This is a genomic window from Bacillus sp. CECT 9360, from assembly GCF_918741275.1.
Lineage (GTDB): Bacteria > Bacillota > Bacilli > Bacillales > DSM-1321 > Peribacillus.
This window is the reverse complement of the sequence record NZ_CAKKNA010000003.1, coordinates 91074-116038: the sequence shown is the minus strand read 5'-3', so window position 1 is coordinate 116038 and position 24965 is coordinate 91074. Positions and strand designations below refer to the sequence as shown.

At 41.1% G+C, this 24965-nt stretch carries 27 protein-coding genes; 17 read left to right on the top strand and 10 right to left on the bottom strand.

Going from position 1 to position 24965, the window contains the following annotated elements; genetic code table 11:
* The first annotated feature begins 571 nt into the window (after positions 1 to 571).
* The 6 genes from LQ216_RS04450 (at position 572) to yunB (ending at position 7372) form a co-directional block, all read left to right on the top strand.
* Positions 572 to 2161 carry a methyl-accepting chemotaxis protein gene (locus LQ216_RS04450; protein ID WP_230127100.1) on the top strand — a complete coding sequence of 530 codons (1590 nt, stop codon included), beginning with the start codon at positions 572 to 574 and terminating at the stop codon, positions 2159 to 2161.
* 389 nt (positions 2162 to 2550) lie between these two features.
* Positions 2551 to 3396: a DUF72 domain-containing protein gene (locus LQ216_RS04445; protein ID WP_230127098.1), complete on the top strand. Its 846-nt coding sequence runs from the start codon at positions 2551 to 2553 to the stop codon at positions 3394 to 3396.
* A gap of 99 nt (positions 3397 to 3495) precedes the next feature.
* Positions 3496 to 4875: a bifunctional UDP-sugar hydrolase/5'-nucleotidase gene (locus tag LQ216_RS04440; RefSeq protein ID WP_230127096.1), complete on the top strand. Its 1380-nt coding sequence runs from the start codon at positions 3496 to 3498 to the stop codon at positions 4873 to 4875.
* A gap of 64 nt (positions 4876 to 4939) precedes the next feature.
* Positions 4940 to 5245: a DUF1805 domain-containing protein gene (locus tag LQ216_RS04435; RefSeq protein ID WP_230127093.1), complete on the top strand. Its 306-nt coding sequence runs from the start codon at positions 4940 to 4942 to the stop codon at positions 5243 to 5245.
* A 204-nt stretch (positions 5246 to 5449) separates the two neighbouring features.
* Positions 5450 to 6553 carry an HD-GYP domain-containing protein gene (locus LQ216_RS04430; protein WP_230127092.1) on the top strand — a complete coding sequence of 368 codons (1104 nt, stop codon included), beginning with the start codon at positions 5450 to 5452 and terminating at the stop codon, positions 6551 to 6553.
* Between the two features lie 63 nt (positions 6554 to 6616).
* Positions 6617 to 7372 (top strand): sporulation protein YunB, encoded by a 756-nt coding sequence (gene yunB, locus LQ216_RS04425; protein WP_230127089.1) that lies wholly within the window; start codon positions 6617 to 6619, stop codon positions 7370 to 7372.
* A 29-nt stretch (positions 7373 to 7401) separates the two neighbouring features.
* On the opposite strand, the gene LQ216_RS04420 is transcribed toward yunB, so the two are convergent.
* Positions 7402 to 8322, bottom strand: coding sequence for a M23 family metallopeptidase (locus LQ216_RS04420; RefSeq protein ID WP_230127487.1), 921 nt, complete (start codon positions 8320 to 8322; stop codon positions 7402 to 7404).
* Between the two features lie 456 nt (positions 8323 to 8778).
* Here LQ216_RS04420 and lipA point away from each other — a divergent pair, with 456 nt between their 5' ends.
* Positions 8779 to 9702 (top strand): lipoyl synthase, encoded by a 924-nt coding sequence (gene lipA, locus LQ216_RS04415; protein WP_354958497.1) that lies wholly within the window; start codon positions 8779 to 8781, stop codon positions 9700 to 9702.
* Between the two features lie 284 nt (positions 9703 to 9986).
* On the opposite strand, the gene LQ216_RS04410 is transcribed toward lipA, so the two are convergent.
* Complete coding sequence (locus tag LQ216_RS04410) at positions 9987 to 10601, bottom strand: YhcN/YlaJ family sporulation lipoprotein (RefSeq protein WP_230127085.1); 615 nt, start codon at positions 10599 to 10601, stop codon at positions 9987 to 9989.
* A 116-nt stretch (positions 10602 to 10717) separates the two neighbouring features.
* Between LQ216_RS04410 and LQ216_RS04405 the strand changes: the two genes are divergently transcribed.
* Positions 10718 to 10993 carry a YutD-like domain-containing protein gene (locus tag LQ216_RS04405; RefSeq protein WP_230127083.1) on the top strand — a complete coding sequence of 92 codons (276 nt, stop codon included), beginning with the start codon at positions 10718 to 10720 and terminating at the stop codon, positions 10991 to 10993.
* A gap of 264 nt (positions 10994 to 11257) precedes the next feature.
* Here LQ216_RS04405 and LQ216_RS04400 read toward each other — a convergent pair whose 3' ends face one another.
* The 4 genes from LQ216_RS04400 to LQ216_RS04385 all read right to left on the bottom strand — a co-directional run bounded on the left by LQ216_RS04400 (position 11258) and on the right by LQ216_RS04385 (position 13140).
* Positions 11258 to 11833 (bottom strand): hypothetical protein, encoded by a 576-nt coding sequence (locus LQ216_RS04400; RefSeq protein ID WP_230127081.1) that lies wholly within the window; start codon positions 11831 to 11833, stop codon positions 11258 to 11260.
* A gap of 20 nt (positions 11834 to 11853) precedes the next feature.
* A complete protein-coding gene (locus tag LQ216_RS04395; RefSeq protein WP_230127079.1) occupies positions 11854 to 12420 on the bottom strand; it encodes a membrane-spanning protein in 567 nt (188 codons plus the stop codon).
* Positions 12421 to 12643: 223 nt separating this feature from the next.
* On the bottom strand, positions 12644 to 12790 hold the full coding sequence (locus LQ216_RS04390) for a hypothetical protein (protein WP_230127077.1): 147 nt from the start codon (positions 12788 to 12790) through the stop codon (positions 12644 to 12646).
* 83 nt (positions 12791 to 12873) lie between these two features.
* The gene (locus LQ216_RS04385) at positions 12874 to 13140 is read right to left on the bottom strand and encodes a DUF3055 domain-containing protein (RefSeq protein ID WP_230127074.1); all 267 of its coding nucleotides are present in this window, start codon (positions 13138 to 13140) and stop codon (positions 12874 to 12876) included.
* Positions 13141 to 13341: 201 nt separating this feature from the next.
* Here LQ216_RS04385 and LQ216_RS04380 point away from each other — a divergent pair, with 201 nt between their 5' ends.
* Together LQ216_RS04380 and LQ216_RS04375 are read left to right on the top strand one after the other, a co-directional pair.
* A complete protein-coding gene (locus LQ216_RS04380) occupies positions 13342 to 13779 on the top strand; it encodes a DUF86 domain-containing protein (protein ID WP_230127072.1) in 438 nt (145 codons plus the stop codon).
* 74 nt (positions 13780 to 13853) lie between these two features.
* On the top strand, positions 13854 to 14621 hold the full coding sequence (locus tag LQ216_RS04375; protein WP_230127070.1) for a TIGR01457 family HAD-type hydrolase: 768 nt from the start codon (positions 13854 to 13856) through the stop codon (positions 14619 to 14621).
* Positions 14622 to 14991: 370 nt separating this feature from the next.
* On the opposite strand, the gene LQ216_RS04370 is transcribed toward LQ216_RS04375, so the two are convergent.
* The gene (locus tag LQ216_RS04370) at positions 14992 to 15489 is read right to left on the bottom strand and encodes a phosphatidylglycerophosphatase A (RefSeq protein ID WP_230127068.1); all 498 of its coding nucleotides are present in this window, start codon (positions 15487 to 15489) and stop codon (positions 14992 to 14994) included.
* Between the two features lie 193 nt (positions 15490 to 15682).
* Between LQ216_RS04370 and yutH the strand changes: the two genes are divergently transcribed.
* The 5 genes from yutH to thrB all read left to right on the top strand — a co-directional run bounded on the left by yutH (position 15683) and on the right by thrB (position 21229).
* Positions 15683 to 16684 carry a spore coat putative kinase YutH gene (gene yutH / locus LQ216_RS04365; protein WP_230127066.1) on the top strand — a complete coding sequence of 334 codons (1002 nt, stop codon included), beginning with the start codon at positions 15683 to 15685 and terminating at the stop codon, positions 16682 to 16684.
* A 178-nt stretch (positions 16685 to 16862) separates the two neighbouring features.
* Positions 16863 to 17780, top strand: coding sequence for a L,D-transpeptidase family protein (locus LQ216_RS04360; protein WP_230127064.1), 918 nt, complete (start codon positions 16863 to 16865; stop codon positions 17778 to 17780).
* A 157-nt stretch (positions 17781 to 17937) separates the two neighbouring features.
* A complete protein-coding gene (locus LQ216_RS04355) occupies positions 17938 to 19236 on the top strand; it encodes a homoserine dehydrogenase (RefSeq protein ID WP_230127063.1) in 1299 nt (432 codons plus the stop codon).
* Positions 19233 to 20294: a threonine synthase gene (thrC, locus tag LQ216_RS04350; protein ID WP_230127062.1), complete on the top strand. Its 1062-nt coding sequence runs from the start codon at positions 19233 to 19235 to the stop codon at positions 20292 to 20294. Before LQ216_RS04355 ends, thrC begins: the two co-directional genes overlap by 4 nt.
* Complete coding sequence (gene thrB, locus LQ216_RS04345; protein WP_354958409.1) at positions 20291 to 21229, top strand: homoserine kinase; 939 nt, start codon at positions 20291 to 20293, stop codon at positions 21227 to 21229. Before thrC ends, thrB begins: the two co-directional genes overlap by 4 nt.
* 169 nt (positions 21230 to 21398) lie before the next feature.
* On the opposite strand, the gene LQ216_RS04340 is transcribed toward thrB, so the two are convergent.
* Positions 21399 to 21635, bottom strand: coding sequence for a NifU family protein (locus LQ216_RS04340; RefSeq protein WP_230127060.1), 237 nt, complete (start codon positions 21633 to 21635; stop codon positions 21399 to 21401).
* A gap of 140 nt (positions 21636 to 21775) precedes the next feature.
* Here LQ216_RS04340 and LQ216_RS04335 point away from each other — a divergent pair, with 140 nt between their 5' ends.
* Entirely contained in the window at positions 21776 to 22099 is a 324-nt protein-coding gene (locus LQ216_RS04335) for a YuzD family protein (protein ID WP_230127058.1), read from the top strand.
* Between the two features lie 217 nt (positions 22100 to 22316).
* Here the strand turns inward: LQ216_RS04335 and LQ216_RS04330 are convergent, their stop codons facing one another.
* Entirely contained in the window at positions 22317 to 23384 is a 1068-nt protein-coding gene (locus tag LQ216_RS04330) for an NAD(P)/FAD-dependent oxidoreductase (protein ID WP_230127056.1), read from the bottom strand.
* A 296-nt stretch (positions 23385 to 23680) separates the two neighbouring features.
* Here LQ216_RS04330 and LQ216_RS04325 point away from each other — a divergent pair, with 296 nt between their 5' ends.
* Positions 23681 to 23917: a YuzB family protein gene (locus LQ216_RS04325; RefSeq protein ID WP_230127054.1), complete on the top strand. Its 237-nt coding sequence runs from the start codon at positions 23681 to 23683 to the stop codon at positions 23915 to 23917.
* Positions 23918 to 24018: 101 nt separating this feature from the next.
* Here the strand turns inward: LQ216_RS04325 and LQ216_RS04320 are convergent, their stop codons facing one another.
* Complete coding sequence (locus LQ216_RS04320; RefSeq protein ID WP_354958406.1) at positions 24019 to 24714, bottom strand: DUF2225 domain-containing protein; 696 nt, start codon at positions 24712 to 24714, stop codon at positions 24019 to 24021.
* Positions 24715 to 24965 lie beyond the last annotated feature (251 nt).

Sequence of the window (24965 nt, the reverse complement as noted above, 5' to 3'; positions counted from 1 at the left end):
TGAAACCCATGTAATGACTTTTTATATGTAGAAATCAAATATCCAGCTCTGCCACAGACCAATACCGAGGATTTCATACTGACTTTTTCTATAGGAAAATGCCTTTTCGGAGACGTCACGTTTTAGAAAAATGGACCAAATAAATGGTCCATTTTTTTTGAGTTAAATATAAAAAGTGAATTTATTTTATCTGTATTTTAAGAACTGTTACCGATGTTGTTTAATATGAGCCGACTATAGTAAAACTACCTTTCTTGAAAAATCTTCTTTGCGACCCAGTATCACAATGTTGACATTTACCATGAAATGTGAACACTTTATGTCAAGATATGTTGAAAAATTAAGAATTATTGTCGAAATTTGTTGAAAAGCATTTAATTATTGGTATACTCAGGATTATAGATTTTGGTGCTTTAGTAGAGGGTATTTCTACCTACCGTAATGCTAGGCGTAGGGGTTTTAATATCTTTACAAATAAATTCTTAAAGCATTTTATTGCCAATCAACTAATTAATAGTCAAAAAGAATGAAAAGCAATCAGGCATTATCAACTAAGAAGAGGTGTATTAGAATGAAATGGTTTTATAACTTGAAAACTGGGGTAAAATTAATTTCCGCGTTTGCCTTGATGGCAATCGTTTTGGGCTTTGTAGGCTTTTATGGGTTAACCAATTTGAATAAAATTAATACCGAGTTAGATTTTATGTACAAAGAGAGAGTAGTTCCGACAAATTATGTTGCCGAATCTCAAGTTCTTTATCAACGAATGAGGGTTAACATCCGCGATATGAATTTCACTGCGGCGACAAAAGAGGAAAAAGCTCAAAAAGAGCAAGCTATCAATGACTTTAGAAAAGAAATTCAAGGAAATATCGATAAATACAACAGCACTCTTGTAATTAAAGACGAAAAAGAATTGCTGGACCAATTCGATGCAGCTTGGAAAGAATATAATGTGATAATGGACCATGCGATCGCATCAGCGTATGCAGACAATATTGCTGAATATAAAAAAATCGCTCCAGAGTTCAAGGCTAAAGGTGACAAGGCAGAAGGTATTTTGGAAGAGTTAGTTACATACAACGCTGAACTTGCGAAAAAATCAAGTGAAAACGGGAACGCTTTATACAATAGCTCCCGAACGGTTACTATTATAATTATTATCGCTTCGGTGATCCTAAGCATCGGTTTCGGATACTTTATTTCTCAAATCATTGCACGTCCATTAAACCGTGTTGTTGCTGTTGTTGGCAAAGTAGCCAAAGGTGATTTAACTGAAACACTGGATATAGATACGAAGGATGAAGTTGGACAAGTGTCCAAATCAATGGACGAGATGGTGTTAAGCTTAAGAGCGACTATTGGTGGCATCCTATCTTCAGCTGAAAGCGTTGCAGCAGCATCTCAACAAATTTCCGCTACTACTGAAGAAATAGCTAGCGGCAGCAGCAGTCAAGCTGATGAAGCACAAACAATGGCTGAGTTATTCAAGGAACTTTCAGTGGCAATCAATTCTGTTGCTCAGGGTGCAGAGCATGCTTCAGAATTAGCCAATAATACAATGGATATTGCCGAGGGTGGAGGTACGATCATTAACTCTTCAATTGAAGGAATGAATGGAGTTAATGCTCAGATGTCGTTACTTGAAGAGGACTCCAACAAAATTGGAGAAATCATTGAAGTTATTGAAGACATTGCCAATCAAACCAATCTGCTTGCATTGAATGCGGCTATTGAGGCAGCGCGTGCAGGAGATCAAGGCAGAGGCTTTGCGGTAGTTGCTGATGAAGTCCGCAGATTGGCGGAACGCAGTAGTGAAGCGACTAAGGAAATTACAGTGATCATTAAAGGCATGCAGGAAAACACGAAGAAAAGTGTAGTTGCGGTCGGTGAAGGAGTGCAATCCTCTCTTAAGAGCGGAGAAGCTTTTGAAAACATAATTAATATGGTTCAGCAATCTGCGAATAAGGTTACAGAAATAGCGGCAGCAAGTGAAGAACAGGCAGCGCAAACTTCAGATGTAATGAACTCGATTGAAAGTATCTCGGCTGCTACAGAAGAAGCAGCAGCAAGCAGTGAGCAAACAGCCTCAACGGCTCAATCCCTTGCTAATCTTGCTGAGGAACTTAGCGATTCGGTTTCCATCTTTAAAATCAAGTAAGCATACAAATATAAAGTCTGTCCCAATCCAAAAAAGATTGGGACTTTTTACTATTTAATAATATAAAAATCAAAAATTAATTTCAAAAGAACTATGGTACCGAGTGTGGAAATGAACCATTTAATCAAGTTCGAAATGATGAGGTTCTATCAATTTAGATAAATAAATAGCCATTGCGGGTTCAGCGGAGTAGAATTTAGGGAATTATAAAATATTAACCAGTCGATCACGTAAAAGCAAGACATAAGGATGTAGCAGATTTTAGTTGATGTTTCTTGATTACAAGGTTCTATCGGTTTTAATCTTTAAAGACAATCACAGACAGGGTTCTTAAACGTGGTTCTATGCTATGATGGGATATATATACTTTTTTAGAAGATGTGATGATAATGATCTATATTGGAGTTACGGGATGGGGAGACCACGATCGTTTGTATCCGGCGAAAATTCCACCCCGGGACAAATTAAAAGAATATGCTGCCCATTTTCCAATCGTAGAGATTGATGCATCGTTTTATGCCATTCAATCTAAACGGAATACAGAAAAATGGGTTTCTGAAACACCAGGATCCTTTCAGTTTATCATCAAGGCCTATCAAGGAATGACAGGTCATCAGCGAGGGGAAAGCCCTTATGAAAACAAGAAAGAAATGTTTTCGGCTTTTCATGAATCGCTCAAGGCTTTTAAAGAGGCAGATAAGCTTTCAATGGTTCTTTTTCAATTTCCGCCCTGGTTTGACTGCAAGAAGGAAAATGTCGATTATTTACGCTGGTGCAAACAGGAAATGGGGGAAATACCTGTGGCGCTTGAATTCCGAAATCAGACCTGGTATGAAGCTCACTTTTATGATAAGACGTTGGCTTTTATGGAACAAGAAGGCTGGATCCATACAGTCTGTGATGAACCGCAAGCAGGTAGCGGTTCCATTCCCATTGTGATTAAAGCCACCGACCTTGATAAAACGTTAGTCCGTTTTCATGGAAGAAACGTTCATGGGTGGAGAAATCCAGGGGATGGAAACTGGCGAGAGGTTCGTTATCTGTATCGTTATAATCAAAAGGAACTGGAAGAATGGGCGGAAAATCTCCATTTGCTTGAAAAACAATCCAAGGATCTGTATGTTTTATTCAATAATAATTCAGGTGGAGATGCCGCCGATAACGCTAAACAAATGATAGACCTTCTTGGGATCAATTATGAAGGGCTTGCACCAAAGCAGCTCGATTTGTTTTAAATCAAAAGGGTAAGTTAAACAAGGGGACCCCAGAACATAGTCCATTCAAAACATTAACATTCATGCATGGATCGACATTACCAGATTGAGGGAGTTAAAATGTCAGAAATCATTCACTTATATCATACCAATGATCTTCACAGCCATTTTGAAAATTGGCCGCGGATTAAAGAATTTCTCAAACAAAGATGTGCGTTGCATAAAGAAGTGGGAGAAGAAGCCATTCTTCTTGATATTGGCGATCATATCGACCGCTGGCATCCCTTTACGGAAGGAACGCTCGGTAAAGGAAATGTTACACTTCTGAATGAAGCCGGCTATCAGTATGTAACCATCGGGAATAATGAAGGGATCACCCTGCCTTTCGAAGGGCTGGATGCTTTATATAACCAGGCTGAATTCAAAGTGCTGGCATCGAATATTTATTATCGTAATGGTGAAAGGCCTGAGTGGGCATTGCCATATGAAATTCATACGACTGCAAATGGCACAAAAATAGGTCTGGTCGGACTAACGGCCTTCTTCCGACACTTTTACTCTGCACTAGGCTGGGAGCTCTCTGATCCATTTCTGGAGCTTGGGAGGCAGCTGGGAAATTTAAAAAAACAGAGCGATGTGATCGTCATTCTTTCCCATCTCGGAATCCACGAAGACGAAAGAATGGCAGCTGAATTTCCCGAGATTGACATTATTCTTGGTGCTCATACGCACCACATCTTACATCAAGGAAAAATGATAAATGACACGCTGCTGTGTGCCGGGGGTAAATTTGGCATGTTTGTCGGACATGTAGAAATAGTAGTGGATGATAGCGGGAAAGTTACCCGAAAAGAAGCTTATTTACACGATACAAATGATTTAGAGGAGAAACCGGATGAAAGAAGTTGGATAGACGATATCTATAATCGGGGGAAAGACTCGCTGCGACAAGAAATTGTGCGGCTTCCAAGAAGTCTAAAAAGTGAATGGTTTAAGAAATCGGAGCTTTCAGCCATTTTATGTGAGGCTTTAAGGGAATGGGGCCAGGCAGACTGCGCTTTCTTAAATGCGGGGCTGCTTTTGGAGGGATTGGATGCGGGCGGGGTTATGAAAGGGGATATCCATCAAATCCTTCCTCATCCGATCAATCCCTGTGTAGTGGAGTTAAGCGGAAGCGAATTGAAAGAAATTCTGTTACAATCCCTAAATGAAGAATGGCCGCACATCCAGATGAAAGGCTTTGGATTTAGAGGGAAGGTTATGGGAGTTATTGTCTATGACCGTGTAGATTTTATAAAAGGACAGAATGAAGTGATTGCAAGAGTGCTGGTAAACGGGAAGGAACTTGTTGCCGAAAACCGTTACAAGCTGGCGATACCGGATATGTTTACATTCGGATTCTTTTTTCCGCAAATCCAGCGCTCTAGAGACAAAGAATATTTCATGCCCGAATTTTTAAGAGATATCATGATTTGGAAACTGAAAAAGATGTATTCTTGAGAATTGATAACACCCTTCTTTGCTTCATTTCATAAAGTATGAATGAAAGGGAAGGAGCGATTAGATGATAAACGTCACCCCCATAATAATAGAAGGCAAGACTTTTTTAAGCATTTCTGTTGCGTTGCCAAAAACGGATTTGCTCGTTGTGACAAGCGACACTGGATATATTATGTGCGGTGCATTGGATGTCGGCTTATTGAATGAAAGGCTGAAAGACCGCAATATTATCGCAGGTAGAGCGGTTGGTGTTAAAACGATAGATGAATTGTTGAATGCCCCTTTAGAATCTGTTACGCTGGCAGCAGAACAAATAGGGATTTCAAAAGGGATCATCGGCAGAGAAGCTTTATTAATCATGTCTTATTAATTGTAGAGAATGCAACATCTCCAGTGATGTCGCGTTCTTTTTTTACCTTTTTTTTGGATATTTAAAATAAAACCTTTATATTTCAAGAAGAATATCCGATAAAAGGAGTAAAGGTAATTTTTGCCTAATTGGAGAAAACACTTAATAACCCGGCATATTTGTAGATATCCAAAGAAGGTAATTAAAAGCAATAGGAGTATGAACATGAGATTATTAGCTACAGATTCTTTGATTCCAGGTGTTGAACTTGGAAAAAGCATTCAAAATGAAAATGGACAAATCCTGTTAGGTGAGGGGATACAGCTAAGCGAGAGAATGATCCAGCGACTGAAGGATCTTAACATCCCATTTGTGTATATTAAGGATCCGAGGACAGATCACATTAAACCGGGGAAAAGTATATCAGACGCATTGAGAAGAGAAGCCGTTCAAACGATTGAAAATACTTTTGTCGATATCCAGAGGAAGGATGTCTTTTCCAGCTCATTTGTCATTGAAAAGGCTTCAAAGCGTTTTAATGAGTTAATCCGCAATATTATGAATGAAATACGCGGGGATCAGGATCTTTTGACGATGATGGCAGATGTTTTTACATATGATAATTATATTTTTACCCATTCATTTAATGTTACGCTTTATTCTCTTGCTATCGGGATGGAGATGCAACTGAATCAAAAGCAAGTTGAGATGCTGGGACTCGGGGCTATTTTACATGATGTCGGGAAAATGCTCGTTCCTCCTGAAATTCTGATGAAACCAGGTCAGCTGACTGAAGAAGAATTTGAGGAAATGAAAAAGCATTCCGAGGCAGGCTTTGAACTGATTAGAGGTGTAAAAACAGTTCCGGTTCTCGTAGCACACGGCGCCTACCAGCATCATGAGAGATTGGACGGTTCCGGTTATCCCCGCGGTCTTGCCGATGACAATATCCATATTTTTGGCAAGATTATTGCAGTTGCTGACGTTTTTGATGCGGTTACCTCGAATCGTGTTTATAGAAAAGCGATGCTCCCCCATGAAGGGCTTGAAATCCTATATGCCGGTGCAGGCACTCAATTCGATACGAAAATAGTCGAAGCGTTCAGACGAGCCGTAGCCATTTATCCGAATGGACTGGGAGTTATATTGAGCGATGGGCGAAAGGGAGTAGTATCTCGCCAGAATGTCGGGGCAAGTGACAGGCCGGTCATTGAGATACTTGAGGAAAACGAGTTGCCAATTATTGATACATATGAAGTGGATTTAAAAACATATCTTCATTTAATGATTACCGGTTCCGACTCTTCCGATAGTAAAGTTAGCCATTGACGAAAATAAAGAATGAAATCCCCCTTTACAAGCATACATATAGCATGTAAGGGGGGATTTTCTTTGGCATTCAGACGAAGGCAAAAAGGTCCTTTGCCGTTCAAATATGTATTACTATTATCATTTGTTTTTTTTGTTTTTTCTACGGCAGGTGGAGTGTTAATCATTGATAAAGGAATTGAGCCAACATTGATGAGCTATGCTGAAGCCCAGACTCATGAAATTGCCAATTTGGTTATTAATAAAGCGATTAACCAGAAAATAATTGAGGAAAATGACTTTGATAACATTATAGAAATCACGGAAAATGAAAATGGAGTAAAATATGCAAAACTGAATCCAAGTGCGGTGAATCGAATACAGGGCGAAACGCAAAACCTTATCTTGATGAATCTAAAAGAAGCGGAAAAAGGCAATCTTTCAGATCTTGAATCCTTAACGGATGTGGATATAAAAATGAATAAAAAAGGCAAGTCATCGGGTATGGTGTTCCATGTTCCGCTCGGGAAGGCAACCAACATCACCCTGCTTGGGAATTTCGGTCCAAAAATCCCGGTCCAGTTCCATACTATTGGGAATGCAAGAGTAAAGGCGAAAAGCAGCTATAAATCATACGGCATAAATTTTGGAAGTTTTAAAGCTGTTATTCATGTAGAGGTAAATGTCCAGGTGATCATACCTTTTGCTACTAAAACAACAACAATTAAACAAGACATTCTTTTAGGAGAAGTCGTTATTCCCGGAGAGGTTCCCCAGTATTATAATAACGGTGGAAATTCAAACCCGGCTGTTGAATTGCCGAAGCCAAAAAATAATTGAAGGTCCAGCTGCGGACCTTCAGTATTTGTTTAACGACGTTTCTTTGCTAAATCTTTTCGCTCCCAAACACGCAAGTGTGGGGTCGGGTCGAAGCTCCATTCAATGAAGCCATTATCCTTATACATGCCGTAATGCAGATGCGGTGGGAACTTCCCTGATGTTCCAGGCGGACCGTATCCAGAGCTGCCGACGCCGCCGATTACCATTCCCGGTTCAACAATCTGTCCATGCTTGAGATCCTTGGCAAACCCGCTTAGATGGGCAAAATAATGATACGTATTGTTAATGTCACGAATGCCGATCCGCCAGCCTCCGTATCGATTCCAGCCCTTCATTTCAATAATCCCGTAGCTGGTTGACCTTACAGGCAATCCATAATCGGCAAAGATGTCCGTGCCTTCATGGGATCGTCTTCCGCCCCAGCCGCGTGCCACGCCCCATGTACTGCGATAACTGTAATGTGTCCTGACCGGGACGGGAAACGCTTTTTCCTGAAGGTCTATGCGGCCATATTTTTTAAAAATCCTTGCATTGCCCATGATAATTCCGACTGCCTTATCCCGCTTATAATAATCCCAGAGTGCGATCCGAAAGTTATCTTCATCCGTACCGAAATAGAGAATTTGGTTAGCCATAGTAAATAAAACGTCGGCATCATCATTTATATCCGCACGTGTGTCACCGTTTCCATCCATACCGATTCCTTCAAAAAAACCGATGGATAATGGATTGTCATCATTATTATTAGGATTCAACAGTCCGCTCCATTTTTCGGGTTCTATATAAATGCCAACAGCCCCCTTGGCTTCCTCCAAGTCTCTTCTAGCGTTCCTCAGGCTATGCTCATATTGATCGATCGCTGCCATGTAATACCAGGGGATATGTGTAATGGTTTCTATATTTTTATACAACATCATCCTTGTAGCCAGCTGGTCTTTGGCTGACTGCACTGAATGGTCCGTATTGGCAAGGGCCGGCGCTTGAAATAACCCGCATATGATAATGAAAACGACAAATGGAAGGACTTTTTTAAATAACACGCTGATTCTCCTTTCCGCAAAATAATTAATTATTGTTTATTCAATCTGTGCCGGTCTCTGATAGAAGTACAGGACAAGGTGTAATTCGGCAGCGATGCATCACTCGCGCTTTTCTTTAATTCATGAAATTAGTTTGCTGAGTTATAATAAAAATAATGAAATCAAATAATGGTAATAAGGCCGGAAACTTGTCTGAATGCATTTTATTATGATAAAGTGGCAAGTGACATAAGAAGAAAAAATTCACGCTTTTGCTTGGCAGATACAAAAGTATAAACTTTGATATCTGCAAAAGTGCGATACCCTAATCGTCGCCTAAAAAGGCTTACCAATCGTCGCTTTTTTAAAAAACAGAATTGGAGTGACATCTTCATGAGTACAAAAGAAGAACATGTTCGTAAACCTGATTGGTTGAAAATAAAATTAAATACGAATGAAAACTATACAGGCTTGAAAAAAATGATGCGCGAGAAAAACCTACATACAGTATGTGAAGAAGCTAAATGTCCTAATATTCATGAATGCTGGGCTGTGAGACGTACAGCGACTTTCATGATCCTTGGCGATACTTGTACACGGGCATGCCGTTTTTGTGCAGTAAAAACAGGCTTGCCGACTGAATTGGATTTGGCGGAACCGGAACGCGTTGCTGATTCCGTATTTACCATGAATTTAAAGCATGCTGTTATTACAGCGGTTGCACGTGACGACCTTAAGGATGGGGGATCAGCTGTTTTTGCTGAGACAGTAAGCGCCATCCGCAGGAAAAATCCATTTACGACGATTGAAGTATTGCCATCTGATATGGGTGGGGTTTATGAAAACCTTAAAACACTTATGGACGCAAAGCCGGACATCTTGAACCATAATATTGAAACGGTCAGACGTTTATCTGACCGCGTACGTGCGAGAGCAAAATACAATCGTTCTATGGAGTTATTATTGAGAGCAAAGGAAATGTATCCTGAAATTCCAACCAAATCCAGCTTAATGATCGGTCTTGGTGAAACAAAAGAAGAAATTATGGAAACAATGGATGATCTTCGCACTCACAAGGTCGATATTATGACGATCGGTCAATATTTACAGCCGACTAAAAAGCATTTGAAGGTGCAGAAATATTACAGTCCTGAAGAGTTTGCAGAGTTGAAGGAAATCGCTCTTTCAAAAGGATTCAGCCATTGTGAAGCAGGTCCGATGGTCCGTTCTTCCTACCATGCCGATGAACAAGTAAACTCTGCCGCCAGACAAATGCAGCAGCAAGGTGAACAGGTGCTGGAAGCAAATTAATAAATAAGGCTATATTAGAAATACTCCCTGTTGATTTTTGACTCAATCGTTTGAAACTTTGGTTTCAAACGGCTTTCAGCAAAGCTGAAAGGTTGCTCATATTCCCATGAGACCAGAGAGAAAGCGTGCTTTCTCAGGGGCTCATGGGAATAGCCAAAAATTATTTTCAACAAATATACATTGCGACAAATAAAGAAAGTGCCAGTAATTTCACGGCACTTTCTTTTATTAAAATTCAACACATATTTCCGTATGCCGGGTTAAATCCTCGTTACCCGAGTATATTACCTGCGTTCGCCAATGCTTTCGCCGTTAGCGTTTTCACCGTCGCTCACTTTATTTCCCTGAGGAGATTTAAGCATTTGCTTTATCGTTGAATCAATGGAGTCTTCAATGCCACGGCTGTCTGTATCTTGTGTCGCAAAATTTTCAATGTTTTGTCTGAGTGATTCGTTGTCACTGACATAAACGTGAAAATAACGCGGCACGATGGATAAAGCCGTCCTTTTTACTTGATCTGCAGTCGCATTGCGGTTATTCGTATCAGAATCATATACGACCAGAACCTCTTCATCGGTAACAAGTGTAGATACATCATTCACATTTGGTATTTGATTGCTCAGGCGTGAGATAATATCTGCAAGCTGTTCCCGGTCTATCGTAGGTGCTTCTGTTACGTTTTCATTTTCGCCAGTTCCATTATTAACACGCGTAAACCCAAAATTCTCAGAATCATTATTTGCTCCACGGTAGTCTTCATCATAATATTGAGATGGTGCATTCAATCTCGTCGGAGTTGTGTCAAGGATGCCGGTACGCTGGTCATTATCGCCATGTGCGCCACAGCCGGAAAGCACAATTAGTGAGCCCAAACCTATTGTCAGTATCGATTTTTTCAAAGATCAAGCACCCCCTTAATGCTTAGGATGAACAAGTCATTTAAATTTAGCTTAGTAATTCATGGGGAATCAGTTATAATTTAAGGTAGTTAAGTGTAAAGATGTGAGGTGAAAAAATGATTAGTATCAATAATATAGCCTATGAAATAGCAGAGGATTTTAGGGAAGGCTTCAATGAAGAGGCTTTTCGTGCTCGTTATAGCGAGATTTTAACGAAATATGATTATATAGTCGGCGATTGGGGTTACGGCCAGTTAAGGCTCCGCGGTTTCTTTGACGATCAGAACCAGAAGGCAACTTTTGATAATAAAATCAGTACCCTCACCGAATATCTATATGAATACTGCAATTTTGGCTGCCCTTATTTTGTGGCGAAAAAAATAAAGAAATAAGGATATATATTTGGAGAAATAGTTAATTTGCTCGGCCAAGGGATCGCATACTGTGCTCCAGCCGCATCAATGGTACAAATGGCAGAAGCAATTCTAAAGGATAAGAAACGAATTTTGACTTCGATAGCTTATTAAAACGTGATTTCTATCTTAGATTGAACTATGCTGTCTGAAATAGCTATCGCTACATAAAAACCGTCTGAAAATAGCCGGCCGTTTTTATGTAGCGATTAACCTAATGATACGAAATATTGGATGAAGGTTTTATGACTTCTTCAACTTGCGATTCGTCCTTATTCCTGCCCACAGAGCAATCAATAGTCCCCCAGCAGTGTCTGCTATCAGATCAACCATTGTGTCTTTATTTCCTCCGCCCTGCAAAGTCATTCCAAATAATTGATCAGAGCTGAATTCATAGACCTCCCAGATCACGCCGCCAAGTACCGCGAAGGAGAAGGTAAACAGAAAGACAAACCATGGTGAAATTTCTTTGCCGGCATTTTTGTGCGCTAAACGTTCATACAGGGCAATTCCTGCAAAAGCAAGGATGGAACCGCTTAATACATGCAAAAATGTGTCCCACCAGCCTAGCCCGTACCAACCTAAGATCGATCCTAAGTACTGTGAAGCAATTAAAAATATTAAATAAGAAATGATTAATGGAAGATTGAATTGAAGCTTAGTAAATAATGACAAAAGGAGTGGGATCGCCCCGCAAACTACTCCGCCAATCGCAACTAGCGATTTAAACGATTCTTCAGATGTATAGTAAAAGACAGCTAAACTGGCCATGAATAGTACATACAACAAATTAAGTATCAGTACAAGCTTTCGATTCACAATTTCACCTCTAGTTATCGTTATAGCTTCGTTTTATTCACACGGGCGTAAATCGCGATAAGAAGCCCTCCGGCCATACCTGCGATCAGATCATACATTGTATCTTTATTGCCGCCCAACTGCATTGTATGGGTGAACCACAGATCCCCTACGAATTCATATATTTCCCAAAGCACACTGGAAACGATCGACAGCGATAAAACGAACAGATAGAGAAGCCATTTCGAAATATCTGCTCGGACCCTTCCGGGTATGAAATGTTTATAAAGTGCAATTGCAATAAAACCAACCAATCCGCCTTTATAAAAATGAATGGTGGTGTCCCACCACTTATGATTCAGGTAAAATTTCGCAATTGATCCCAAAAAAGTGGTACAGAAAATAGCAACATAATATCCGATAATGATCGGAATATTGAATGGATTTTTTTTGATAAACAATAAGGCAATGGGCAGTGCACTAACAAATACTCCCCCAAGCGCAACCTGCCAGCGTGATGAATCCCCCTTCACGAGGTAATAAATGAATAAAGCAGCCATAAATAATATAAAGACTGATGCAAGGGTTAAAATTACTTTGCGTTTCAAATCGTCACCTCATCATATAGACTCCCAATAATTATGACCAAATAAACGTAAAAGAAATCATAATAGGGGATAATTCATCAAAAATTAGTCGGAAAACCAAAGGACATTTTGCAAGCTAAGTTACAACGAGTTATTCAACAGTTAAATCTGCATGAAAACAGAAAAACACCGAGCGAATTCACTTGCCGAATCGCTCTGTGTTTCCCTTTTTCTTATGGATAACCTACGTTTTGACAATTCCTTCATTTTCCACAGGTTTGTTTTTCCCTCTTGTAGCTCCATATGGTCCTTCGGTAAATTCTTCGGGAACCAGGTAGTCCCGTTGTTTTTCCACATTTGCAAAATCGAATTGTTCTTCTTTTTTATCCATTGCATTCACCCTTATAAATACATTTTGGCGTCGTGTAAAAAGACTCGACAATCTTTATCTAAGGGTTCCCTAATGTGACGGTTCTAGACAACTTCAAATAAAAAGTTCCGTAGCTCGATTGCTTCGTTTTCTGAGATTTGAAAGGCATGTTCAATATAGCCTTCCTCATCCAAATCATCCGGCCCAATTATCGCAAATCGGTTACTCTGCATATCAAGCACAAGCTTTTTTCCATAAAAACGATCAGTTGTTGTAATAGCAACGTCGAATCTAGACTGTTCTCCCATAAAACTCACAAAACGTGTCTTTGAATCGATCAAGTCATTGTATAAGAAAAAACGTTCTTCCAAAGTTAATATCTCCTTCCATTTTCGGTCTTTGTTTTTCATCATATCAAATAATACAACTAAGCAGTCAAAGAAAATCAATTGTTAGGGCCGGGTGTCAAGAGGAAATTGAGAGTGCGGGGAGGCTATGGTATGATCAAGAGGTTGATCTAACACAAATCCGATAGTAAAAACAGGTCGTTACCGAAAAGGAGTCTTGTGACAATGTATTTTGTAGACCGACAAAAAATTGAACAAATACTTAATTACTTGGAACAGCAGCTTGACCGTTTTGAAAACAATCCAGAATGGGAGAATGATCTCGCTAGGCTCGCATTGGAGAGAATCGTCCAAACTTCGCTGGATGCCGTACTCGATGCAGGGAACGCTATGATTGATGGCTTTATCATGCGAGATCCGGGAAGCTTTGAAGATATTATAGATATTCTGCTCGATGAAAAAGTGATCGAGCAAAAAGACGCCGATCAGTTTAAGCGGGTATTGTCTCTAAGGAAAATGCTTGTTCAGGACTACATAACCATCTCGCATGAAGAGCTGTTGAAAAATTTTACTGACAATATAAATGCGTTTAAAGCATATCCCAACCTAGTCAGGCAATATCTAACAAACGAACTAGGCCCCGTGTCTGCATTCAAAAACTAAAATGAATATATAGGCGGCAGGCGGGACCAAACATTTATATTCCTGTCGTCTGCTGAATAGTAGGAGTGAAAATAGTGAGACAGTATAGAGGTTATTTAATTGATTTAGATGGGACGATGTACCGGGGAACGGAAAAAATAGAAGAGGCCGGTGATTTTGTCCATGAGTTGAAAAAAAGAGGGATTCCGTATTTGTTTGTGACGAACAATTCCTCGAGAACACCGGCACAGGTGGCTGAAAAGCTGAGGGAATTTGACATCCCAACCGAAGATACCCAAGTGTTTACAACGAGCATGGCCACTGCCAATTATATTGCCGAGCAGAAAAAGAAAGCTTCTGTTTATGTAGTTGGAGAAGAGGGGATTATCAATGCGTTAGAGGAAAAGGGCATGACCTTCGATGATGACAATCCGGACTTTGTCGTCATGGGGATCGACCGAGGCGTGAATTATGAAAAGCTTGCAAAAGCATGCCTTGCTGTCCGTAAAGGGGCAACCTTTATTTCAACGAATGGAGATATAGCCATTCCCACTGAAAGAGGGCTGCTCCCGGGGAATGGATCATTAACATCGGTTGTTGCGGTTTCGACCCAAGTACAGCCAATATTTATAGGCAAGCCCGAATCAGTCATCGTCGAGCAAGCCTTAAAAGTCCTCGGTGTGCCAAAAGAAGATACGATTATGGTCGGCGACAATTATGATACCGATATTCTTGCAGGCATAAATGCCGGGATGGATACACTGTTAGTTCATACAGGTGTAACGACAAGGGAACTGCTGCAAAATTATAAAGAACAACCTACGTATACAATAGATTCTTTACACCTATGGAAATTCGAATAAGAAGATAAAGGACCGGTTTCCCATGCTTGGCAAGGGAAGCAGGTCCTGTTTTTATAGGATAACGTTTTAACAACGAAAGTTCCAGTTGCAAAAGAACAACTGAACAAGTCGGCAACAAAGTCAGAAATTCGGCAACGAAAGTTCTAGTTCTGGCAACAAAACTGGTTAAACCGGCAACAAAACGGAAATTTCCGCAACAAAAGTCCCTGTTTGTTCCTTCAAATAACGAGCGATTATTGAGATTTACAACGGATGATTTGAATTTACAAATAGGAACTGCCTTCTCGCGGAACGGCGGGTCCCCCCACAGGAAGTGGGGCAAAACGACGACGCAGCAGCTCCTTACTACCGCTTTTCTTATATCACCGGATTACTCCACATTTTGTACGCGGTGGGCAAGTCTGCTTGAAGCAGCAGCAGCGATGGCACCGACGATATCATCCAAAAATGTGTGAACCATTCCGGTGCTTTTGTCATTTAAATATTTAAGGATCCCGGGTTTCTGTTTATCGATATAACCGTAGTTTGTAAAACCAATCGAACCATATACATTCACGATCGAAAGTGCCAGGATTTCGTCGACCCCGTATAATCCTTCATCGACTTCAATAATTTTCTGAAGCGGTTGTTCGAGCATCTTTTTCTCAGTCAACATATCAAGCTGGATGCCAGTGAGGATCGCGTTTTGCACTTCTCGCTTTGATAAGACTCTTTCGACATTCTCGATACAGTCTTCCATCTGCAGATTTTCATGGTAACTTTTTTGAAGATACATAACCAAATCCGCAATATCTTGTATCGTTACCCCTCTTTCCGCTAACCATTTTCTTGCCGTTTGTTCGGTCATATTCACGCTTTTTTCTGCCATATTATCACCCGTTTCTGAATAATTCAGTTGGTCTAAGCTATATTTCTAAAATTTATGGTATTAAAACCTGTAATGAAATGTCTGTTCAAATAATCATTATTCATTCAGAAATCTGCCATATCTTCATATATATAAGAGATAGAATACCCAACTATACTTACTTTACACTATTTGAAAGCAGGTGTTTACCCATATGATAGAAGAAATCATTTACGAAAATTACGGAATCCAAGTGGAGCGAGAGGAGCCAATGGGGCGGTTTCCTTCTTTTCGTTCACAGAATGTACTATATAGTATTATACCGCTTGAGAAATTGGAACAGGGAGAATTGGTGGAAAGGCTAAAAATGTCTGAGCATCTCATTCAGCAAGGAGACCGTTATGTTTCATCCTTTATCATGGCAAAGCATCATAGTTATATTTCTGAAGCGGATGACCAAATGTTCCTGCTGCTTGGAAACAACGTCCTTGCAAAGGCCAGAGATCTGCATCTTGGCAGGAAGCTTTCCAAATTTCATGCCAGAGCCCGTTCTATTGACTATCCGATAAAAAAATGCTCGCGAATCGGAAATTGGAAGGTTTTGTGGGAACAGCGGATCGATCAACTAGAAATAATATGGCGCGATAAACTCCAAGCACATCCCAATAATCAGTTTGAGAAGTATTTTGTAGAAACCTTCCCATACTTTATGGCTCTCGGCGAAAATGCGATCCAATATGTAGTGGATACGGAAATCGACGACAACCCGGGCGAATTGGACGCGGGTACGGTCTGTTATGAACGATTTACGAGCGAAGTCTGGGGCGGGCCATATTGCATCAAAAATCCTTTTGACTGGATATTTGATCACGGAAGCAGGGATGTCTCGGAATGGGCCAGGCAACATTATTTCTCAAGCCCGCAAACGTACCATCCTGGACTACGGCAGTTCGTAAACGATTATCAGAGCGTTCAGCCGCTTACTTCCTTTTACTGCAGGTTTCTCTACGCACGCCTCATCTTCCCGATTCACTATTTTGAAACCATTGAAGGGTATTACAGTAATCCATCCGAGGCAAGATCACTGCAGCTTGAAGATCAAATTGCCGCTTATATCGAAAAGTCGGCTGATTATGAAGAGTTTCTAAGAAGCTTTTATGAGTTGGTCGAAATACCTGTTAGGCAAATGAACATACCGATATTGACTTGGCTTTAAGTATGAGAAGAAGGTATAGGGGGAGGGGGCGCCCCTTTTTTTTGTGATATATTCAGAATTTTATTTCATCTCATTTCATCCTTCATTTTCCTATGTTATGATAATCATAACTTTAACCGATTAAAATATCTCAAAAATAAAAAAGCAGAAGAAATGCATGTACAGGAGAGGGCAGAATATGAAGAAAATAACAGGGATGGCCATTATTATACTTTTCCTACTAATTAGCAGTTTTAACGGCAAAGCGAGTGCCGCTGTAACACAGCAGAGCAGCTGTAGTAAAACCAGTTTCCAGATACAACTCAAAATGAGTGCCGACCTTAAAGAAAAGCCGGATGCCAAGGCAAAGGTTTTGAAAAAACTGCAAATAAACCAAAAGCTCGGCGTCATGGAACGTATTGGTGGGTGGTATAAGGTTTGTTATGGAAACAAGCCTGGGTATATCGCTGCAAATCAAGCAAAAGAGCTTTATAGTTCCCAAGAAAACTTGGTACTCTCCAAGTTTAAAACACGATCAAGTGTCAAGCAGGTTCTTGCGGTGACAGGGAATAAAACAACGGATACGAAAGTTTCGATCAAAGCTTATGAATTTACATATGGCGAGTGGAGAAGGGCACTAAAGCCAATGGCAGGTGTGGTCGGAAAGAATGGTCTATCGGCGAATAAAGTGGAGGGTGACGGTAAAGCGCCAATGGGTATTTATTCGATGGGAATTGCTTTTGGCAGCCAAACAAAACCCGCTGGCATGAAATGGGCATACAGGAAAGCTACAAAAAATGATTACTGGATTGATGATTATAGGTCTAAGGATTATAACAAATGGGTCACATTGACAAAGGCTCCTTCAGTTAGCCATGAGAAAATGACTCACCCGCTGTATAAATATGGTGCCGTGATAAATTACAACAGATACCCGGTCGTTAAGAAAAAAGGCAGTGCCATTTTTCTTCATATATGGCGTGGTCCGAACAGCCCAACAGCAGGATGCACAGCAACAGACGAAAAAAATGTCATCAGCATCCTTAAATGGCTGAATCCAGATAGTAAGCCGCACATCCTTATCAGCACCACAGACCATCTGGAAAAAATAAAATAACGTTAAGAAAGTGCTTTTCCAAAAGGGAAGGGCACTTTTTCTTAATAAAATAATAGAGTAGCCTGTCACTCTTGATAATTTGTGGAATACACCTTATAATGTCTACTATGTAAAAACAAATGTATATGTAGAGAAAACAGGGAAGAGGGGAAATTATATGAAAGCCATCTCTATCGGGCTGCTAGGATTAGGTACAGTCGGTTCGGGAGTCGTCAAAATTGTCGAGAGTCATCAAGACAAACTGATGCACCAAATCGGATGCCCTGTAGTCATCAAGAAAATACTTGTAAAGAGCTTATCGAAAGAACGCCAGGTGGCTGTTGATTCCAGCTTGCTTACAACAAACCCGGACGATGTTATCAATGATCCCGATATCGACGTAGTGATTGAGGTCATGGGCGGCATAGAAGAAACTCGCGGTCTCCTACTCAATTTACTTAGAAATAAAAAACATGTCGTGACAGCGAATAAAGATTTGATGGCCCTTCATGGTCCTGAATTATTGTCGGAAGCCACCGCAAATCAATGTGACTTGTTTTACGAAGCCAGTGTTGCTGGTGGAATTCCAATTTTAAGAGGTTTGGTAGACGGGCTTGCATCGGATCGGATTACAAAGATGATGGGTATCGTCAATGGCACGACGAACTTTATTTTAACAAAAATGAGCAATAACGGCAGCGCGTATGAAGATGTGCTTAAAGAGGCGCAGGAATTGGGCTATGCGGAAGCAGATCCCACTTCTGACGTCAGCGGGATGGATGCCGCTCGTAAAATGTCGATCCTCGCTACCCTTGGTTTTTCAATGAATATAGACTTGGATGATGTAAAGGTACAGGGTATTACAGAAATCAGTAAGGATGATTTGGATTATAGTCAAAAGCTTGGCTACACGATGAAGTTGATTGGTATAGCCTCACGCTGCGATGAAAAAGTGGAAGTAAGCGTCCAGCCTACTCTACTCCCCGAAGATCACCCGCTTGCTTCTGTAAAAGATGAATATAATGCAGTCTATGTGTACGGAGAAGCGGTCGGTGAGACGATGTTCTACGGACCGGGTGCGGGAAGCCTCCCGACGGCTACAGCAATCGTTTCCGATTTAGTGGGAGTTTTAAAGAATTTGAGACTGGGAGTGAATGGCAGAAGCGCCGTGGCCCCGCAATACCCGAAAGCAATGAAAGGCCCGGAGGATATCAACGCCAAATTTTTCATCCGGCTGCATGTCAGCGATGAAGTAGGTGTACTGGCGAATATTACCTCTATTTTCTCAGACCATGGGGTGAGCTTCGATAAAATCCTTCAGCTTCCGTTAAAGCAGAAGGAATCATCTGAAGTTGTACTTGTAACACATCGGGCATCCTTATATAATTTTGAAAAAATTATGCAGGAACTAAATGATTACGAAATGATTAAAGAAATAAAAAGTGCATACCGCGTAGAAGGAGAGGGAGCAATATGAGCTGGAGAGGATTAATTCAAGAATATGCATCATTCCTACCTGTATCGGAAAAAACCCCGGCACTGACACTGCTAGAAGGAAACACACCATTGCTTCCTTGTGAACGGCTATCTGAGGAATTGGGCGTCGAGCTTTATGTTAAATACGAAGGAGCCAATCCGACTGGTTCTTTTAAAGACCGTGGAATGGTAATGGCTGTGGCAAAGGCGATTGAAGAGGGAAGCGATACAATCATTTGCGCATCAACGGGCAATACGTCAGCTGCCGCCGCGGCTTATGCTGCAAGAGCGGGACTGCGCTGTATCGTTGTCATTCCTGAAGGAAAGATCGCAATGGGGAAGCTTGCACAGGCTGTTATGTATGGCGCAGAAATCATCTCGATCGAGGGAAATTTTGATAACGCACTGCAGATTGTCCGCAACATTAGTAATGTTTCCCCAATTACGCTTGTAAACTCTGTAAATCCATATCGGATTGAAGGACAAAAAACGGCAGCATTTGAAATTTGTGATGTGCTAGGCGGAGCACCTGACGTGCTTGCACTGCCGGTAGGGAATGCCGGGAATATCACAGCCTATTGGAAAGGCTTTAAAGAGTACCATCAGCAAAAAGGAACAGGGCTGCCGCAAATGAGAGGATTTGAAGCGGAAGGCGCCGCTGCGATTGTTCATGATCGTGTCTTTGAAAGTCCGGAAACCATTGCTACAGCAATTCGAATCGGAAATCCAGCAAGCTGGAAATTCGCGGTGGAAGCAGCAGCGGAATCAAATGGAAAAATCGACGAGGTTTCTGATGAAGAAATTTTAGCTGCCTACCGTTTATTGGCCAGCAAGGAAGGAATCTTTGCCGAACCTGCTTCTTGTGCCTCCATTGCCGGTCTGCAAAAACAGCTGCAGAGCGGAGAAATTAAAAAAGGAAGTAAGGTGGTTGCCGTATTAACTGGCAATGGCTTAAAGGATCCGACGACTGCTGTGGAAACAAGTCTCATTCAGCCTGTTTTGTTAGCGATGGACGAAAAGATCATCATGGAACACTTGCAAGATGTGGTCAAGTCATGATGCAAGAAGGTGAGATGTACTCCATCACCGTACCGGCAAGCACTGCCAATTTAGGACCGGGCTTTGACTCTATTGGCTTGGCGCTTGGACTTTACCTGAAACTGGAAGTCAGCCTTGCTGAGAAATGGGAGGTCATTCCGCTTACAACGGAATTGGCTGTTTTTCCTTCAAATGAAGACAATTATATCATTTCAGTGGCCAAAAAAGTTGCGGACCATCACGGAAAGGAACTAAGGCCGTGCCGCGTGTATGTGTCCAGTGATATTCCGCTTACGAGAGGACTTGGAAGCAGCGCGTCCGCAATTGTGGCCGGCATTGAACTGGCGAACGTAGCCGGCGGTCTTCAATTAACGAGAGAAGAAAAAAACCGGCATGCCTCCTCCTTTGAGGGACATCCAGATAATGCGGGTGCCTCTGTATATGGAGGGCTTGTCGTAGGTCGGCATGTTAAAGAGAAAACGGATGTCCTTTCATTTCCACTTGATGAAGTGAAGGTAATTGCCGTCATTCCGGATTATGAACTCCCAACGGAGGAGTCAAGAGAAGTATTGCCTGCTACGCTTTCATTTGGAAATGCTGTGCAGGCAAGCGCTGTTTCCAATGTATTGGTTGCGGCACTGTTGTCCAAGCAATGGAAGCTGGCTGGAGAAATGATGAAAAATGATGAATTCCACCAGCCATTTCGTTCACATCTTGTCCCTCATTTAGCCAAAGTGGAAGAAGTTGCTGAAGAATCAGGTGCATTTGGAACAGTCTTGAGCGGGGCCGGCCCTACGGTAATCAGCTTTGCTTTATGGGATAAGGCAAGCAAAGTAAAGAAGAACCTGGCTGAAGCATTTCCAGAGTTTATTGTACAAGAACTGAAAATCGATAATCAAGGAAGCAAGGTTGAAATGTTAACAGGAGAGAAGCTTAAATCGAAAGAAAGAGCATAGCAAAAAAGCTGACTGTAGTGAGTGTCCTTCATAAAGGACACTTCACATAGTCAGCTTTATTTTCGCAGATAAGAAAGTATAAACTTTCTTATCTGCATAAGGGCAACTACGCCTCTGATTTCGCCTTTCAGGCTCGCCAATCGGCGAGTTTACTGTATATGTTACTCTATTAGAATACTTGTTCAACTTCTTCTACACCTGGAACTTCTTCAAGAAGAGCGCGTTCAATACCAGCTTTTAGCGTGATAGTAGAACTTGGGCAGCTGCCGCATGCTCCAAGCAAACGAAGCTTGACAATTCCATCATCTACATCCACAAGTTCACAGTCACCGCCGTCACGAAGAAGAAACGGACGAAGTTTATCTAGCACCTCTTGAACCTGACCAAACATTGCCTGTTCAGACATTGCAATCGACTCCTTTCCTATTCTTTATTATACTGCCATGACTCAAAAAAATTCAACTCAAACTTCTTCTAATGGAATCTTTCTTTTTTTTTACATCTGGAAATCAGGTACAATGGAAATAAATAATCAGGAGGGGAAACATGGAGCAAAAAGAGATTGAGATACAAGTATACGGTGCCGAACAAATATGTGCGAGCTGTGTGAATCTGCCATCATCGAAGGAAACATACGAATGGCTTGAGGCAGCCCTCTCCAGAAAATTTCCGGATCAGAATTTTACGATTACCTATATTGACATATTCAATCCCCAGGCGGAACAAAAAAAACTGGATTTCTCGAAAAGGGTCATCGAAGAAGACCTGTTCTATCCAGTGGTAGTCATTGAGAATGAAATAGTCGGGGAAGGCAATCCACAGCTAAAAGCAATCGTTAAAGAAATGGAAAAGTACGGGTATAAAAGCTAAGAAAAAAAGCTGTAGGCAAACCCTATTTCATCGAGTTTCTCTACGTTGATTGGAGCGGAGGACGCGAGACTCCTGCGGGAAGAGCAGGCCAGGGGAGACCCCGCAGGTGTGCCTTTCGTCGAGGAGGCTCCCGGACTGCCCGCGGAAAGCGAGCGTCCGGAGCAGAAATCAACAAGCAGGTCAAAACAAAAAAACTTGCTGAAATTCAGCAAGTTTTTTAGCCTCTATGATACTTATACATCCAGAGGATTCCTGATTTTAATAAACGGGCTACTCTTCCCGTAATGGCATGGTCAGCTACAAGACCAAAACCGTGTTTTTTGCCCAGCGAGCCCAGTACGCCCTTCAATTTGATGGTCGGAAAGCTCTCAGGTAGCGGTTCGCCTGCCCATTTTTTCAAAAGGACTGTCACGATTTGTTCACCCTGACCTTCAGCCAGTTGAGCACTCGGAGCATGAGAAAGGCTTGCGCAGTCCCCTACAACAAAGACGCTGTCATCCGTCGGAAGGAAATGCTGAGGAGTTAAGATCGCACGGCCTTGTTTATCCTTTTCAATATTCATATCTCTGACAACTTTATTCGGCTGGATTCCGGCAGTCCAGACAATTACATCAGTTGATATCGCTTCGTCATGGTTATATAAAAGCATTTCTTCAACCTTGGTAATATTTGAATTTGGAACGATGTCAACGTTATGTTTGTGAAACCATGATTCAACATATGTACTTAATCGTTTAGGAAAAGCGGAAAGAATATGATCACCGCGGTCAAATAATTTAATTTTTAAATCAGGTCGGCTTTCAATCAGTTCACTTGCCAGCTCGACACCGCTCAACCCTGCGCCGACGATGGAAACGGTTGACCCTGTCCCAAGATTGTTCAGAGCCTGATAGGTGCGGCGTGATTTATCGATTGTTTGGATGCTGTATGTATAGGTATCAGCACCCGGAACATTGTGATACTTATCTTCACACCCTAGCCCAATCACCAGGTCATCATATTCGATGGGTTCCTGATCTTTCAGGATGACTTTTTTTTCTTCTAAATCAATAGAATGGATTTCTCCATAAGTGACATTCAATTTCGTATCCTCCGGAAATGCAACCCGGATGTGTTGATCGGAAATCGTTCCCGCTGCTAATGCATAATATTCGGTTTTTAAACAATGATATGGATTCCGGTCAACCAATGTTACTTTAACATCGTCTGGAAGTTGTCCATCCAATAATTTTTCAAGGATTCTCATTCCTCCGTAACCGCCGCCAAGTATGACTAAGTTTCTCATCGTGAATTTCCCCTTTGTTTCTGCAGAATAACTTGTTACTATTTTCACTTACCCTATATTGTAGATATTATTATTAAAGTGAAATAAATATCGGCTCCAATGATAACGGGTATTAAATAGTTTAATAATTACTTTTCAATTCAAATATTGCGATTTTTAAATCCATACAAAGTATATCGAAATTGTGGCAAAATCACAATAATATTGTGAAAATAAAGCGTTTTCCAAAACTTGTTTCGTTGACTGTTTAAAAGAAAAAGGGTAGGATAATCTGTTAGTGATAGAGAGGTGAGAGAATGAACCCAATCATAGAATTTTGCATAAGCAACCTTGCCAGTGGAGCTCAGACGGCGTTGGAACAACTAGAGCAAGATCCCAATTTTGATATTGTAGAATACGGTTGTTTGGGTTATTGCGGTAAATGTGCGGCAAGCTTATATGCTCTTGTTAACGGCGAGCCGGTTACAGGTGATACTCCTGAAGAGCTTGTCGAGAATATATATAAATATCTGGAAGAAAATCCAATGTTTTAAAAATAATTCCGCAGCCTCCCCTTCAAGCATGTGAAAGGCGTGAAAACGGATGAGAGAAGCTGTTCTCAAATGGGCAGCTTCTTTTTCAGGTTTTCATTCACTTATTTTGCCGTTTGTCGATCACGGATTTCCTGCCATCGTTCTCTCGCCATTTCAACCAGCTTTGTCTCCACAGCCTGTTTTTGTTTCTCAATAACCATGGAAAAATATTTTGTTGCCGTAGCCATGTCGCCAATTCTGACCGACAACTCGCCCGTTAAATACAAAAGGCGGATTTCCGTGACTTGTGTGCCTTTAAAATCCTCTGTTGAATAGGATTCAAGATATTCCTTCCGTGCGAGCTTTAAAAATCGGATTTCCTGTTCATCATCTTTCTTTTGACGGTATAGCCAGGCGAGACGCATGTAAATACCAGCCGTAGTGATATGTTTTTCCTTCTTTAACGTTGCACAATAACCTGCCAGTTTATAAGTGTTGAGCGCATCAATGATTGTTCTTTCGCCGCTATAATCGTGCTTCGTCCATTTGGATGCAATCTTTTCTTCTATCTGTTTCTTTGTTCCGGGTGCAAAAGTTTTCGTGAAATCTTCGGAAAATGAAAAACCGCATTCCGGGCAGACAAAAATATTATAAAAGAGCGGATTTGCATGATCGCTTTCGTATTGTGGACGGAAGTCAGTATCGTACTCGGTTACCTTAACAAATTGGGCTCGAAGTTTTTTAGTTGTGAATTTATTTTTGCAATAGATACATTCAACTTTCCGGTCAAATGCAGGCTGTAGTTCTTCCAATTCCATCACCCTTTGCCATATGTATAATGTGATTCTTTTATCATAGGAATTTGTCCCTATAGAATAATTATAGCGAATACGTTAATACTTTTACAGGATTAATTGGATTCTTTCAGCCTTTAAATGTATATGAGTTGAGCACCTTGAATTTTTTAGTATATACTAGGGGAGTAGTGAACTTCTCACTATACAGAGTATTGTCACGATGGTTTCGAGTGGAAATTTTGCACTTTCTCAAATTTATTAAGGGAGGGTTT

Coding starts and splice junctions, on each gene's coding strand:
- LQ216_RS04450 (WP_230127100.1), top strand. CDS start 572: ATGAAATGGTTTTATAACTTGAAAACTGGGGTAAAATTAATTTCCGCG.
- LQ216_RS04445 (WP_230127098.1), top strand. CDS start 2,551: ATGATCTATATTGGAGTTACGGGATGGGGAGACCACGATCGTTTGTAT.
- LQ216_RS04440 (WP_230127096.1), top strand. CDS start 3,496: ATGTCAGAAATCATTCACTTATATCATACCAATGATCTTCACAGCCAT.
- LQ216_RS04435 (WP_230127093.1), top strand. CDS start 4,940: ATGATAAACGTCACCCCCATAATAATAGAAGGCAAGACTTTTTTAAGC.
- LQ216_RS04430 (WP_230127092.1), top strand. CDS start 5,450: ATGAGATTATTAGCTACAGATTCTTTGATTCCAGGTGTTGAACTTGGA.
- LQ216_RS04405 (WP_230127083.1), top strand. CDS start 10,718: ATGATTAGTATCAATAATATAGCCTATGAAATAGCAGAGGATTTTAGG.
- LQ216_RS04390 (WP_230127077.1), bottom strand. CDS start 12,790: ATGGATAAAAAAGAAGAACAATTCGATTTTGCAAATGTGGAAAAACAA.
- LQ216_RS04380 (WP_230127072.1), top strand. CDS start 13,342: ATGTATTTTGTAGACCGACAAAAAATTGAACAAATACTTAATTACTTG.
- LQ216_RS04370 (WP_230127068.1), bottom strand. CDS start 15,489: ATGGCAGAAAAAAGCGTGAATATGACCGAACAAACGGCAAGAAAATGG.
- yutH (WP_230127066.1), top strand. CDS start 15,683: ATGATAGAAGAAATCATTTACGAAAATTACGGAATCCAAGTGGAGCGA.
- LQ216_RS04360 (WP_230127064.1), top strand. CDS start 16,863: ATGAAGAAAATAACAGGGATGGCCATTATTATACTTTTCCTACTAATT.
- LQ216_RS04355 (WP_230127063.1), top strand. CDS start 17,938: ATGAAAGCCATCTCTATCGGGCTGCTAGGATTAGGTACAGTCGGTTCG.
- thrC (WP_230127062.1), top strand. CDS start 19,233: ATGAGCTGGAGAGGATTAATTCAAGAATATGCATCATTCCTACCTGTA.
- thrB (WP_354958409.1), top strand. CDS start 20,291: ATGATGCAAGAAGGTGAGATGTACTCCATCACCGTACCGGCAAGCACT.
- LQ216_RS04340 (WP_230127060.1), bottom strand. CDS start 21,635: ATGTCTGAACAGGCAATGTTTGGTCAGGTTCAAGAGGTGCTAGATAAA.
- LQ216_RS04335 (WP_230127058.1), top strand. CDS start 21,776: ATGGAGCAAAAAGAGATTGAGATACAAGTATACGGTGCCGAACAAATA.
- LQ216_RS04330 (WP_230127056.1), bottom strand. CDS start 23,384: ATGAGAAACTTAGTCATACTTGGCGGCGGTTACGGAGGAATGAGAATC.
- LQ216_RS04325 (WP_230127054.1), top strand. CDS start 23,681: ATGAACCCAATCATAGAATTTTGCATAAGCAACCTTGCCAGTGGAGCT.
- LQ216_RS04320 (WP_354958406.1), bottom strand. CDS start 24,714: ATGGAATTGGAAGAACTACAGCCTGCATTTGACCGGAAAGTTGAATGT.